9 protein-coding genes are annotated in these 13,226 nt (G+C 69.3%); 3 read left to right on the plus strand and 6 right to left on the minus strand.

All coding sequences use genetic code 11. The features are described from left to right. Positions 1-7: 7 nt before the first annotated feature. Positions 8-1,519: a M20 family metallopeptidase gene (locus tag AC1DFC_RS06655; RefSeq protein WP_478178852.1), complete on the plus strand. Its 1,512-nt coding sequence runs from the start codon at positions 8-10 to the stop codon at positions 1,517-1,519. Further along, positions 1,516-2,373 (plus strand): alpha/beta hydrolase, encoded by an 858-nt coding sequence (locus AC1DFC_RS06660; protein WP_007834869.1) that lies wholly within the window; start codon positions 1,516-1,518, stop codon positions 2,371-2,373. Before AC1DFC_RS06655 ends, AC1DFC_RS06660 begins: the two co-directional genes overlap by 4 nt. Here the strand turns inward: AC1DFC_RS06660 and AC1DFC_RS06665 are convergent. From AC1DFC_RS06665 to AC1DFC_RS06690, 6 genes are all read right to left on the minus strand, one after another. Continuing rightward, the gene (locus AC1DFC_RS06665) at positions 2,345-3,526 is read right to left on the minus strand and encodes an MFS transporter (protein WP_413313659.1); all 1,182 of its coding nucleotides are present in this window, start codon (positions 3,524-3,526) and stop codon (positions 2,345-2,347) included. The two genes, AC1DFC_RS06660 and AC1DFC_RS06665, sit on opposite strands and share 29 nt — an antisense overlap. After that, a complete protein-coding gene (locus tag AC1DFC_RS06670; RefSeq protein WP_478178853.1) occupies positions 3,523-6,435 on the minus strand; it encodes a DUF4132 domain-containing protein in 2,913 nt (970 codons plus the stop codon). Before AC1DFC_RS06670 ends, AC1DFC_RS06665 begins: the two co-directional genes overlap by 4 nt. Positions 6,436-6,538: 103 nt before the next feature. Next, on the minus strand, positions 6,539-6,991 hold the full coding sequence (locus AC1DFC_RS06675) for a YidB family protein (protein ID WP_413334640.1): 453 nt from the start codon (positions 6,989-6,991) through the stop codon (positions 6,539-6,541). A gap of 100 nt (positions 6,992-7,091) precedes the next feature. Next, complete coding sequence (locus AC1DFC_RS06680; RefSeq protein ID WP_007834877.1) at positions 7,092-8,450, minus strand: M20/M25/M40 family metallo-hydrolase; 1,359 nt, start codon at positions 8,448-8,450, stop codon at positions 7,092-7,094. A 91-nt stretch (positions 8,451-8,541) separates the two neighbouring features. Beyond that, entirely contained in the window at positions 8,542-9,267 is a 726-nt protein-coding gene (locus tag AC1DFC_RS06685) for a 16S rRNA (uracil(1498)-N(3))-methyltransferase (RefSeq protein WP_478178854.1), read from the minus strand. Between the two features lie 35 nt (positions 9,268-9,302). After that, on the minus strand, positions 9,303-10,400 hold the full coding sequence (locus AC1DFC_RS06690) for an aminoglycoside phosphotransferase family protein (RefSeq protein ID WP_413313663.1): 1,098 nt from the start codon (positions 10,398-10,400) through the stop codon (positions 9,303-9,305). Between the two features lie 238 nt (positions 10,401-10,638). On the opposite strand from AC1DFC_RS06690, the gene AC1DFC_RS06695 reads away from it, so the two are divergent. Further along, the gene (locus AC1DFC_RS06695) at positions 10,639-13,218 is read left to right on the plus strand and encodes an LPS-assembly protein LptD (RefSeq protein WP_478178855.1); all 2,580 of its coding nucleotides are present in this window, start codon (positions 10,639-10,641) and stop codon (positions 13,216-13,218) included. Positions 13,219-13,226 lie beyond the last annotated feature (8 nt).

Raw genomic sequence — 13,226 nt, forward strand, 5'->3', positions numbered from 1 at the left:
CCCTTCGATGAACGCCCCCCTGCACCGCGAAATGCCCACCGGCACGCTCGACGCCGAGCGTGCCCTGTCCGACGTCACCGCCCGATGGGACGGCGACATCCTCAAGCAGCTTACCGACTACATCGCCATTCCCGCCAAGTCGCCCGGCTTCGACAAGGACTGGTCGGCCAATGGCCACCTCGAGACCGTGCTGCGCAACGCCGCGGCCTGGGTCGAGGCGCAGAAGGTCGAGGGCCTGAAGCTGGAGATCGTGCGCCTCGAAGGCCGCACCCCCGTGCTGTTCTTCGAAGTGGCTGCCACCGGCACCGACATGGGCGAGACCGTGCTGATGTACGGCCACCTCGACAAGCAGCCCGAATTCACCGGCTGGCGCAACGACCTCGGCCCGTGGACGCCCAAGTACGAGAACGGCCTGCTCTACGGCCGCGGCGGCGCCGACGACGGCTATGCGGTGTACGCCAGCATCGCCGCGTTGCAGGCGCTCAAGAACCAGGGCGCGGCGCATCCGCGCATCGTCGGCCTGATTGAGACCTGCGAGGAAAGCGGCTCCTACGACCTGCTGCCCTACGTCGACGCGTTGCGACCGCGCCTGGGCAATGTCGAGCTGGTGATCTGCCTCGACTCCGGCGCCGGCAACTACGACCAGCTCTGGCTCACCACCTCGCTGCGCGGCATGGCCAGCGGCACGCTCAAGGTCGAGGTGCTGACCGAAGGCATCCACTCGGGCGACGCCTCGGGCCTCGTGCCCTCGAGCTTTCGCATCATGCGGCAGGTGCTCGACCGCCTGGAAGACAGCGCCACCGGCCGCCTGCTGCCCGCGAGCTTCCACTGCGAGGTGCCGGCCGACCGGCTGGCGCAGGCGAAGGCCACTGCGGCGATCCTCGGCGAAGAGGTCTACAAGCGCTTCCCGTGGGCGCACTACGACTGCGGTGGCTCCACCATGTTCGCGCTGCCGACCACCACCGACCCGGTGGAAGCGCTGCTCAACCGCACCTGGAAGCCGACGCTTTCGGTGACCGGCGCCGAAGGCTTCCCGGCGCTGAAGGACGCGGGCAACGTGCTGCGCCCGTACACCGCGTTCAAGCTCTCGCTGCGCCTGCCGCCGCTGGTCGATGCGGCCGAAGTGGTGCAGAAGCTCAAGGCGCTGCTCGAGGACAACGCGCCCTACCAGGCCCGCGTCACGTTCGAAAGCGGCGGCGGAGCCACCGGCTGGAACGCGCCGACGATCACGCCGTGGTTCGAGGACGCGCTCAACAAGGCCTCGCAGGCGCACTTCGGCGCCTCATGCGGCTACATCGGCCAGGGCGGCACGATCCCGCTGATGAACATGCTCAGCGCCGGCTTCCCCAAGGCGCAGATGATGGTCTGCGGCGTGCTCGGTCCGAAGAGCAACGCGCACGGCCCGAACGAGTTCCTGCATGTGCCCTACGCCAAGAAGCTCACCGCCGCCGTGGCCGAGGTGATCGCCGCGCTGCCGGCCGCGCACCGCGCCGCTGCATCGGAGCCGGCCGCCGCTTGAGCGAGGCGCTGCCTTTGCCGCAGCGCGTGTCGCTGTCCACGCCGGACGGCGAGACGCTCGCCTTGCGCCGGCTGCCGGCGCCCGGTCCGGCGCGCGCCGTGATCGTGGTGGTCCATGGGCTCGGCGAGCACGCGGGCCGCTACCACGCGCTTGCGGAATGCCTGCACGAATGGGACTTCGCCGTGTGGGCGCACGATCACCACGGACATGGCGAATCGACCGGCGCGCGCGGCGGCCTGCCCGGCGAGTTGCGGCTGGTCGACGACCTCGCCCTCGTGATCGACGATGCGCGCCGCGAGAACCCCGGCCTGCCGCTCGTGCTGCTGGGTCACAGCCTGGGCGGGCTGGTGGCCGCGAGCCTGGTGGCGCGCGGGGTGCGGCCGGTCGATGGGCTGGTGCTTTCATCGCCAGGGCTCGATCCGGGCCTGGGCGGTTTACAGAAGGCGCTGCTCGCGGTGCTGCCGCGCATTGCGCCCAACCTGCGCGTGGGCAACGGGCTCGACGACAACTACCTCTCGCACGACCCGGCCGTGGTGCAGGCCTACCGCGACGACCCGCTCACGCACGACCGCATCGGCGGCCGGCTCGCGCGCTTCCTGGCGTACGAAGGCGCGACGGTGCAGCAGCGGGCCGCCAGCTGGCCCGTGCCGACACTGCTGCTCTACGCGGGCGACGACCGCCTCGTGGTGCCCGCCGCCAGCCGCGCCTTTGCCGCAGCCGCTGCGCCCGGCGGCAAGGTCGAGGCGCACTGCTTCGACACGCTGTACCACGAGATCTTCAACGAGCTCGAAGCCGACCCTGTCTTCGAGGCGCTGCAGCGTTGGCTCAACCGGCGCTTTCCGTCGCCGGCCTGACGGTGCGCCTGCGCGCCAGCCAGACCAGCGCCGCGCCCGTCAGCACCACCGGCACCAGTGAACCGAGGTTCAGCAGCCGCCAGCCCTGCGTGGTGACCAGCACGCCGGAGGCGAACGAAGTCACCGCCAGCGTGGCGAACACGCAGAAGTTCAGCGCACCCTGTGCACGGTCGCGCTCCTCGGCGGTGTAGGTCGTGAGCGAGAGCGTGGTGCTGCCGGTGAACAGGAAATTCCAGCCCACGCCCAGCAGGCACAGCGCCACGACGAAGTGGTGCAGCTCGACGCCCGAAAGCGCGATCGCGATGCACCCGAGGTTGAGCACCAGCCCCACGCCCATCACCGGCAGCGCGCCGAAGCGGCGGATCAAATGGCCGGTGAAGAAGCCCGGCGCGAACATGCCGATCACATGCCATTCGAGCACCAGCGCGGCATCGGAGAACGGCAGGCTGCAGATCTGCATCGCGATGGGCGTTGCGGCCATCAGCAGGTTCATCACGCCGTAGCCCAGCGCGCCCGCGGCGGCGGCCACGATGAACACCGGCTGCCGCATGATCTCGCCCAGTGGCCGGCCCCCGGCGGGCCCCGTGCGCGTGGGCGCGGCGGGGAATTCGATGAAGTGCATCACCGCCATCGACAGCAGCGCCACCGCGGCCAGCGCGATATAGGCGCCCGCGAACGGCACGGCAAAGACCTGGCGCGTGGCCGTCGCAAGGTTGGGCCCCGCGACCGCGCCGATCAGCCCGCCCGCCATCACCACCGACACCGCCTTCTCGCGCCACGCCGGCGCCGCGAGCTCGGCCGCGGCAAAACGGTAGAGCCCCGCATTGGCGTTGTAGTAGCCCGCGACCACCGTGGCGAAGCACAGCAGCCAGAAATTCTTCGTGGCAGCCGCGTAGCAGCACAGCAAGGCCGACACCAGCGCCACCGCCAACCCGGTCTGGAACGAGCCGCGCCGGCCGAGGCGTTGCTGCGTGCGAGCTACCAGCCCGGTGCTGAGCGCGCCGCCGATCACGTAGCTCATCACCGGAAGCGTCGCCATCCAGCCGCGCGGCGCGATGCTCAGGCCCACCAGCCCATTGATGGCGATGAAGGTGACGTTGTTGGTCAGGAGCAAGCCCTGGCAGATGGCGAGCAGCCAGAGGTTGCGGTTCATGGTGTGTCCCGTATCGCGCGTTGCAGGTCGCGTTCGATTTCACTGAAAACGACAGGCGGCAGGTCGCCCAGCGTGCCTTCGGTGCCGTCGAGCGCCACCGCGCGCACGGTCTGAAGTTCCTTGCCGTCGGGGCTGTCCTGCACGAACCAGCCTTCTTCGATTTGCAGACAGATGCGGCGTCCGCCGGGCACGGCCTTGTTGAAGCTGTCGACCATGCCGCCGTCGCCCACCTCGCGTTGCCAGCCGCGCGTTTCCAGGCCCATGAGGGCGGCGTTCGATATGGCGCGGCCGGCCCAGTGCGGCAGCTCGCGGCGCGGGCGCAGCGCTTCGTCGAGCACGAAGACCGGGCGCATCAGCTGTTCGAAGGGCTGCACGATTTCGTAGTCGGCCAGCACGGCGGCCCAGGCAGTTGCCAGCGACGGGTCGAGGGCCGCGACTTCGAGCGGATGCGGCAGGCCGACGCGCGCGGTCTCGGGCAGCTTGACGGCGTCGTCCTGCAGGTCGGTCAGCTCGCCTTCGGCGCTGATGCGGAAGATGCCTTCGAGCTGCCTGCCCGATGCGTCGAACAGGCCCCAGACCAGCGGCCGGCTGAAGACCCGCAGCACCGGATGGTTGGCGAAGAAGGGAATGAATTCGTCGGGGCCCCAGCGGCGCTGCGCGCACATCGCGGCCTCGAGGCGCTTGACCTGCGTGGTGGCCACGGTCTTCGCGAGCTTGCGCAGCTCCTTCAGCTGCGTGGTCGCAGCGGCGGCCTTGCCGGCGTCGTCGTTGGCGCCCGGCTTGGGCAGCGTCTTGAGCACCTTGCCCCTGGCGTCGTGCACCACAGGCTGGAAGTTGTCGTCCATACGCACTTCGAAGCTGCGCGGGCCGAAGTCGAGCGTCAGCCGGGCGCGCGTGTCGAGGCCGAGGTCGGGGACGGTGCGATCGGCCAGCTGGTCGAGGCTGAGGCCGCGCTGTTCGGCCACTTCGCCGAGCATGCGGTCGGCGCGCGTGCGCAGGTCGTCGTGGCGGGTCTGGCGCGCGAGTTCGGCCAGGTGCATCAGCGCGGCATCGCTGCCGATCTCGCCGAGCATCGCCATCGCGTCGTAGGCGCGCACGCGGTCGAGCGCAACGCGCCACTGGCGCAGCAGGCCGTAGAGCTGGCGCGCGGTCTCGCCGTCGCCGAGGCGGCCCTGCAGCGTGAACATCCAGCGCTCCTTGGCCGGGCGGCCGTTGCCGATCCACCAGGCCAGCAGCGCGCGGCCGAAGCGCGCGAGGGAATCGGGCGTGAGTGCATCCAGCAGCCCGGCCAGCCCAGGATAGGGGGCGTCGGGCTTGCCGAGCATCATCGCCATCAGCACGTCGGGCACCACCGCCTGCGGTAGCGCGTGGCCGCCTGCCTTGAGGATCAGGCGGGGAAGCGCTGCCAGCGGCAAGGCCTTCGGCACCACGGGCAGGTTGTCGGGCAGGAGTTCTTCGGGCGCGATGGCCAGCAGCTGCGCCACCGCATTGGCGGCTTCGGCGCCGTAGGCGTGGGCTTGCTTGCGCACCGCTCCGGCGTGGCTGGCGCCGTGCAGCCAGCGCAGCGCGGCCTGCGCCGCCTCGCGCGCGGGGCCGGGTTCGCCCAGCGCGACGGGAACAAGGCCGCGCGCAGCCGTGTCGGGATAGCGCGCCAGCCACTCGCCGGCTTCGCGCCGGACCCAGCGGTTGGTGTGAAAGCCCCTGGCGATCCAGCCGGCGAGCGGATCCCATTCGATGACCGAGGCCAGCTCGAACATTGCGCGAGAGCCCTGCTTGAGAAAGCGCGGCAGCCCCGGCAGCGCGGCAGCGCCGAACGCATGGAGGATGGGCCGCACGCGCGAGACATCGCCCGAGTACAGGATGGGGGGTGGCCCATGCATGAATACCGCGACAGCCAGCGGCAGGGGCAGGTGCCAGATGCATTCGGCGACGCCCCAGCGGTTGCCCGGCAGCGGGCCGAAGTCTTCCGGACCGATCTCGCGGCCGTTCGCTGCGACGGCCTCGATGAGCTCGGGGCGCAGGCCCAGCATCCACAAGGCCTTGTGAACCGTGCCGCCCTCGCGCACCTCTGCAGGCGCGTCGGGTTGGTTGCGCGCGAACTCGTTCATCCACCGGTCGGCGCTTTCGCGCGAGACCCGGAGTTCGCGGGCCAGCCAGTCGGACGATTCGCCCGTGGCCTGCAGGTATTGCGGTGGCGGCAGATCGCTCCAGTGCAGCCGCGCCGTCGGCGGCAGGGGCTGCAAGGCCAGCGTCGGGATGACGGGCAGCGCCTGCCGGTTCTTCCACGGCGGGCGCCGCAGCAGCGCGGGCCAGGCATCGACAGCGGCATCGGTCACTCCGACGGAGCTGTCTTCCTGCAGGCGCGCGAGCGTCTTGCGCTGGGCGTCGTCGCAAGAGGCCTCCAGCGGTTTCTGCCAGTCGGGGTTCGCGGCCAGCAGCTCCAGGACCAGCGCGGCGCCGGCCTGGTGCCGCGCCGGGTTCGCCGACAGCAACTCGCGCAGCACGAACAACGGCCAGCGGCCCGCCTGCTTGACGAGGGCGTTCTTGCAGTCGATCTGCTTGACCTGGGCCACGAAGAAGCCAACGACCGCCGGATCGTGGATGGCCAGCAGGTCGGTCACGGCTTCCTTGTGCGGGGACGGCTCGAAGAACAGTTCCGCCGCCGCGGCGCCGTGCATGTCGAGCATGCGCAGCCGCGCGGCGCGCGGGGGGTAGAAGCGGGAGCGGTGGCGGCGAAAGAAGTCGAGGCTGTCGCAGAGGCGGCGTTCGTCGCAGAGCAGGCCGCCGCAGTGGCCGCAGGGCCGGTCGTTGAATTGCGCGAGCGCCTCGCGCATGCCCTTGGACCACCGCACGGTGCCATCGGGCTGCGCGTCCAGACCTTCTTCCTTCGACTTGCGACTGCCCGCCATGCCATTTCCCTCGATTGATGCCAGCGGGATTGTCGGCCAACACGCGCGGCCAAAAAAAAGCGCCCTCGCGGGCGCATGAATTCAGGAGAAGACAGTCCTTCGGTCAGGACTGCCTGCCTTGCAGCAGGCCGCTGAGCGAACCCAGCAGGTCGTCGTGGTTGCCCAGACCCTGGTCCGGGACTTTGCCGTGCGGCGTGAGCTGGTCGATCAGCGCTGGCAGCATGGTGGCCAGCATCGGCAGCAGCGTTTGCGCGTTGATGCCGAGCTTGGACGCGATGGCAGCGATGGTGTCGCTGCCCAGCGCGTTTTGCAGCTGATCGCCCGAAACCGGCTGGTTTTCCCCCTTGCCGATCCACGAGCCGATGACGTCGCCCATGCCCGCCTGCTCGAACTTCGAGACCAGACCGCCCAGGCCACCCTGCCCGCCGTTGTTGGCGAGCAGGCCGCCCAGCGCGCCGGCCAGGCCTCCCAGATCGCCCAGTCCACCGCCTTGCGGTTGCTGCTGCTGGGCCGCGCCCCCGAGCACCTGACCGAGTACTGAATCGAGCAATCCCATGGCTTTTCCTTTTGGTGTGTGACAGACCGACAGCATTGTTAGGCGCCGCGGGCCATAAGCTGAAAGTGGAACATCACTTTCAAACTGGCAACGTGACAAATTACTTGGTACGGGCCGTCCGTTTGGGGAGCAATGCGGGACTGACCCCTTGCACCCCCACCAGGCCCAGCACGGTGAGCAGCGAATTCTGCGCGCCTTTCCACGCGTCTGTCACGTCGATGGACTCGCTCAGCGAATGGAATCCCGAGCCCTTGCCGCCGCCGCCGACGATGATGGCCGGAATGCCCAGCGAGATCGGCACGTTGGCGTCGGTGCTGCCGCCGCGCAGCAGGGTCTTGTGGCCGAAGGCGCTGTTCGAGCGGACGGCGGCCTCCACGATCACCGAGTCGGGCGGCGTGCGGCCGCCGGGGCGGTTGCCGATGAGCTTGGTGCTCACGCTCAGCGTGTTGACGTTCCAGCGCTTGTTTTCCTCGACCACGGCTTCGTCGATGGCCGCGAGGATCTTCTTTTCGGTCTCCAGCAGCGAGGCCATGTCGTCCGACCGGATGTCGATGGCCATGCGCGCGTCCGGCGCGATGGTGTTGACCGAGGTCCCGCCGCCCACGGTGCCGACGGTGAACGTCGTCTTGGGAAAACTCGGCGTGTGCACGTCGGCGATCTTCGCGATGGCGCGGCCCATGCCGTGGATGGCGCTGGGCACCTGGCCGAAGGCGCCGAAGCTGTGGCCGCCCGGGCCCTGGAACGTGACCTCGTAGCGGTGGCTCGCGGTGCCGAGCACCAGCACCGCGCCCGGCGGCGACGGCTCCAGCCCCACCATGCCGTCGATGTCGAGGTGGTCGTTGAAGACGGCCTTCATGCCACGCAGGTTGCCGAGCTCTTCCTCGCCGACGTTGCCGACGAACAGCAGGTCGCCCACCGTCTGCACCTTGTTGTCGTTCAGCACCTTGAGCCACGACAGCAGCACGGCGAGCCCGCGGGTGTCGTCCGCAATGCCCGGTGCGTGGAGCCGGCCGTCGCGCTCCTTGACCTTCACGTCGGTGCCGGCGGGAAACACGGTGTCGAGGTGCGCGGAGATCAGCAGCTTCGGCCCGTTGCCCGTGCCCTTGCGCAGGCCGACCACGTTGCCTTCGGCGTCGATCTTCGCGTGCGTCAGGCCGAACGCCTTCATGCGCGCGAGAAAGGCTTCGGCGCGCTTCTGTTCCTTGAACGGTGGCGCCTCGATCTCGGTGAGCATCTTCAGGTCTTCGACCGAGCGCTCGTGGTCGGCCCTGACTGCGTCGAGCAGCTTCTGGATGGCCGGTGCTGCCATCAGTTGGGCATAGGCCTTGTCGACATCGGGGCTGACCTGCGCGGGCGTGGGGGCGACAGCCGGGCTCTGGGCGAGCGCGCCCTGTGCGGCGCACACCAGCGCGGCAAGGACGAGAGGGGCGAGGCGCAGTGGACCTGGCGAGCGGGACATCGAAAGTCCTTCTTTTGTCTCAGTAGAGTAACGATTGTTTCTCAGGCTTTCCGCGCGCGCGTTGCGGAAAACACCACCTTGCGCGGCCTGCCTAGAGGCCGGCGAGGCACACCAGCGCGGCCAGCGCCGCGGTTTCGGCGCGCAGCACGCGCGTGCCGAGGGTGACGGGGGCGAAGCCGCGGGCGATGGCCTGCTGTTCTTCCGAGCTGCTCAGGCCGCCTTCGGGGCCGCTCAGGACGACCGCGCCGTGGCCATCGGGGATCTGCACCGCAGGAAGGGCGCGCGTGCCCTCCGCGAGGCTCAGCACGAGGCGCACGGCGGTCGACCCCGTGTCGTGCTGCGCATCGAGCCAGCCCGACAAGGACTGCACCGGAAGGACCACCGGCACCCGGTTGCGCCCGCACTGCTCGCAGGCCGCGACCGCGATCGCCTCCCAGTGCGCCCGCTTCTTCTCGGCGCGCTCGCCCGACAGGCGCAGCACGCCGTGGGCCGTGGCCAGCGGCTGGATGCTCGCCACGCCGAGCTCGGAGGCTTTCTCCACCAGCCAGTCCATGCGCTCGTTCGCCGGCATCCCGACCGCGAGATGCACGGCGCGCGGGGCTTCACGCTCCACCGGCTGGTGCGCGCCGACCGTCACCGCGACCTCGCTGCGGCCCATGCGCTCGACCGTCGCCGCGTATTCGCCGCCTGCGCCGTCGAACAGCGTGAGCGCATCGCCGGGCTGCATCCGCAGCACCTGAACATGGCGTGCGGCGCCGGCCGGCAGCGCCAGGCTGGCGCCGGCGGTCAGCGGCACGGAACAGTGAAAACGCGGCATGCTGTGAAATCGATGGCGTGGGCAGCCGTTTTCCTTCAGACGCGGCCGTAGGCGAAGCCGGTGAGGGCCGAGGTGCCCTCGACTTCGTCGATCACGCGCAGCAGCGGCGTCAGCTCCATGTAGCGGCTGGCGGTGGCGCGGATGTAGGCGATGAAGCGCGGCGTGTCGGCCAGGTACTTGGGCTTGCCGTCGCGCAGCGTGAGGCGCGCGAAGATGCCGGCCACCTTCAGGTGGCGCTGCAGCCCCATCCACTCGACTGCGCGGTAGAAGGCGCCGAAGTCCTCGTCGACCGGCAGGCCGGCCTTGCGCGCCGCCGTCCAGTAGCGGATGGTGACGTCGAGCACGAATTCCTCGTCCCAGCTCAGGAAGGCGTCGCGCATCAGGCTGGCGACGTCGTAGGTGATGGGGCCGTAGACCGCGTCCTGGAAGTCGAGCACGCCGAGCGCGGGACCGTTGCCGGCCATGAGGTTGCGCGGCATGAAGTCGCGGTGCACGTAGACGCTGGGCGATGCGAGGTTGCTCTCGACGATCAGCTTGAAGCTGCGCTCCAGCCGCTCCTTCAGCTTGCCCTCGACCGCGATGCCGCGGTGGCGGCCGATGTACCACTCGGGGAACAGCGCCAGCTCGCGCTCCAGCAGCGCCCGGTCGTAGGGCGGCAGCACGCCGGGTTTGGAGGCCAGCTGCCAGCGGATCAATGCGTCGATGGCCTGGTCGTAGAGCGGGCGGCTCGCGTCGGGCCGGGCCGGATCGATCACGTCCAGCATGGTCTGGCGGCCCAGGTCGTCGAGCAGCAGGAAGCCGCGGGGCTGGTCCCATTCGAGCACCATGGGGGCGAGTACCCCGGCGCCGGCCATCAGCTGCGCCACCTGGACGAAGGGGGCGCTGTTTTCCTTGTCCGGCGGGGCGTCCATCACGATGCGCGTCGGCGCGGCGGGGTCGGCGGTGTCGAGGCGGAAATAGCGGCGGAAGCTCGCGTCGGCCGAGGCGAGCCGCACCGTGTCGGGCAGCAACCGGTGGGCAGGCGCGACGGCGGCCACCCAGGCCCGGAACGCTTCGGCCCGTTGCGGATCGGTCCAGGGGATGGTCTCGGCGGGGCTTGGGGCCAATGAGGCCGGGGGCGGGGGTGCTGTCATGGATAATCGATTCTACAAATCCGCCTGGCGCGGCAATCCCCCTTGGCCGGCTTCCGGCCGATGCGGGTTGCTGCTGGCCCCTGCAACCCGCCGGCCTGCCGCGCCGTCTCCCGACGATCCTTCGTTCCGAACCGATGCCTACGACCCAAAGCCCCCACGCTTGGCACCTTGTGCGCTCGCTGCCGCTCTCCCTCGGGGAGTCGGTGGCTTCCCTCGGAACAGCGGGGCGGGTGGCTTGATGCGCCGGCGTGTCGCCCTGCGGCGCTCCACCCCGCCGCTGCCGCTGGCCGTTCTGTCGCTGGCCCTGATGCACGCGCATGGCGCGTCCGCGCAGCAGGCCGGCAACCTCGACGGGCCGCTCACGCTGAAGCGCACGCCGCTGCTGACCGAAACCCTGACGCCCGCGGACCGCAGCCAGATGCCCAGCATCATCACCGGCGACCGCATCTCCGGCCGGCCCGACCTCGAGACCGTGGTCGAAGGCAACGCCACGCTGCGGCGCGGCGCGGTGTCCATCACTGCCGACCGGCTCGAGTACTACCAGCCGGACGACCGCGCCAAGGCCACCGGCAACGTGCGGGTCAACCAGGCCGGCAACGTGTACGAAGGCCCCGAGCTGCAGCTCAAGCTCGAGACCTTCGAGGGTTTCTTCAACAACGTGCGCTACCAGTTCCTCGCGAACGAAGCGCACGGCGAGGCCAAGCGCATCGACTTCGTCGACGCCAACGTGTCGGTGGCCCGCGAAGCCACCTACACCACCTGCCGCCGCGAGGACTTCCCGGGCTGGATGCCGGCCTGGCTGCTCACCGCGACCACGATGACCACGGACACCGAGGAAAACGAGGGCGTGGCCAAGAATGCGCGGCTGAGCTTCATGGGCATCACCACGCCGCCGATTCCGAGCGTGAGCTTCCCGCTGTCGAACGAGCGCAAGAGCGGCCTGCTGCCGCCTACCATCGGCGTCGACAACATCAACGGCATCGAGATCGCGCAGCCGTACTACTGGAACATCGCGCCCAACCGCGACGCCACGTTCACGCCGACGCTCATGAGCAAGCGCGGTGTCGATTTCAGCAACGAGTTCCGCTACCTCGAGAAAGGCTACAGCGGAACGATGCGCCTCGACCTGATGGGCAGCGACCGGCTCGTGGGCCAGCGCTACAACGAGCTGCGCGCCAGCCAGCTTCAGCAGCTGGCCAAAGGGGAGATCCAGGCCAAGGACCTGACCCCGGCGCCCGGCAGCACCAAGCGCTGGGGCTTGTGGGCCACGCATCACCAGGACTTCGATGCCAAGGCGCTGGGCCTGGATTCGTTGTCCGCCAATATCGCCATCAACAGGGTGAGCGACAACGACTACTGGCGCGACTTCACGCGCACGCCGTCGCTCACGCAGCGCCAATTGCCCAACGACGCATCGCTCAACTGGAGCAAGGGCGACTGGAGCGGCATGGTCCGCACTCTGAAGTACCAGAACCTGCAGTACAACCTGTCGCCGATCGTGCCCGCGTACGACCGGCTGCCGCAGGTCACGGCCAACTACAACAAGTACGACTGGCACGGCTTCGACGTGGCGCTCAACCTGGACTACACGCGCTTTCGCGTGAACACGATCCTGGCGGGGCAGCCCGGCTACGACGCCACCCAGCAGTCGCAGCCCGACGGCGACCGCGCCTCGGCCGTCGCCTCGATCAGCCGGCCGTTCATCACGCCGAGTTCGTTCGTCATTCCCAAGCTGATGCTGAACGCGGCCTCGTACAACTACTACCTGCCGCAGTCGGACATTCCGAAGCTGACGCTCAACGGGGTCCAGTACGTCAATGGCGTGCCCTACAACGCCAACTCGCTGTATTTCTTCCCGACCTCCAGCAACCGGACGGTTCCGACCTTCAGCCTCGACAGCGGCCTGATCTTCGAGCGCGACGCCAGCTACTTCGGCCGCGCCTTCCGCCAGACGCTGGAGCCGCGCGCGTACTACGTCTACACGCCGTACCGCAACCAGAGCATGCTGCCGAACTACGACTCGGCGGCCAACGACTTCAGCTTCGCGACCATCTACACCGAGAACGCGTTCTCGGGCGGCGACCGCATCTCGGACACCAACGCCCTCACGCTGGGCGTGACCTCGCGCCTGATCGATCCGGCAACCGGCGTCGAGGCCGCACGCTTCGGCATCGCGCAGCGGCTGCGCTTCAGCGACCAGAAGGTCACGCTGCCCGGCGGCACGCCGGTGACCGACCGCAAGAGCGACCTGCTCGTGGGCGCCCAGATCAACTGGACGCCCAAGTGGAGCCTGGATACCGTCGTGCAGTACAACCCCGACACGCGCAAGTCGGAGCGATCGGCCATCAGCGCGCGCTACAACCCCGAGCCGTACCACAACCTGAGCGCGGCCTTCCGCTACCAGGCGCCCAGCACCCCGACCGCGACCGACGGCAACAAATCGATCGACGTGGGCTGGCAATGGCCGATCAACGACCTCTGGGGTGACAAGGGCAAGAACCTCGGCCCCGGCAAGGGCCAGGGCGGCGGCCGCTGGTATGCGGTCGGCCGGCTCAACTACAGCCTGCAGGACAAGAAACTCACGGACGGCGTGCTCGGTTTCGAGTACGACGGCTGCTGCTGGATCGGGCGCGTGGTGCTGCAACGCATCACCACGGGCCAGGTGACGGCGAACACCCGCATCATGTTCCAGCTCGAATTCGTCGGCTTCTCGAGCATCGGCTCCAGCCCCATGCAGGCCCTGCGGCAGAACATCCAGCGCTACGAACCCTTGCGCCAACCGGGCGAGGCGCCGAGCCGCTTCACCAATTACGACTGAGACGACTG

This window comes from Variovorax sp. 10L421 (genome assembly GCF_056395365.1).

Excerpts from the sequence above, each read along its gene's own strand:
- AC1DFC_RS06680 (WP_007834877.1), bottom strand. The coding sequence starts at position 8,450 with ATGTCCCGCTCGCCAGGTCCACTGCGCCTCGCCCCTCTCGTCCTTGCC.
- AC1DFC_RS06655 (WP_478178852.1), top strand. The coding sequence starts at position 8 with ATGAACGCCCCCCTGCACCGCGAAATGCCCACCGGCACGCTCGACGCC.
- AC1DFC_RS06675 (WP_413334640.1), bottom strand. The coding sequence starts at position 6,991 with ATGGGATTGCTCGATTCAGTACTCGGTCAGGTGCTCGGGGGCGCGGCC.
- AC1DFC_RS06670 (WP_478178853.1), bottom strand. The coding sequence starts at position 6,435 with ATGGCGGGCAGTCGCAAGTCGAAGGAAGAAGGTCTGGACGCGCAGCCC.
- AC1DFC_RS06665 (WP_413313659.1), bottom strand. The coding sequence starts at position 3,526 with ATGAACCGCAACCTCTGGCTGCTCGCCATCTGCCAGGGCTTGCTCCTG.
- AC1DFC_RS06690 (WP_413313663.1), bottom strand. The coding sequence starts at position 10,400 with ATGACAGCACCCCCGCCCCCGGCCTCATTGGCCCCAAGCCCCGCCGAG.
- AC1DFC_RS06695 (WP_478178855.1), top strand. The coding sequence starts at position 10,639 with ATGCGCCGGCGTGTCGCCCTGCGGCGCTCCACCCCGCCGCTGCCGCTG.
- AC1DFC_RS06685 (WP_478178854.1), bottom strand. The coding sequence starts at position 9,267 with ATGCCGCGTTTTCACTGTTCCGTGCCGCTGACCGCCGGCGCCAGCCTG.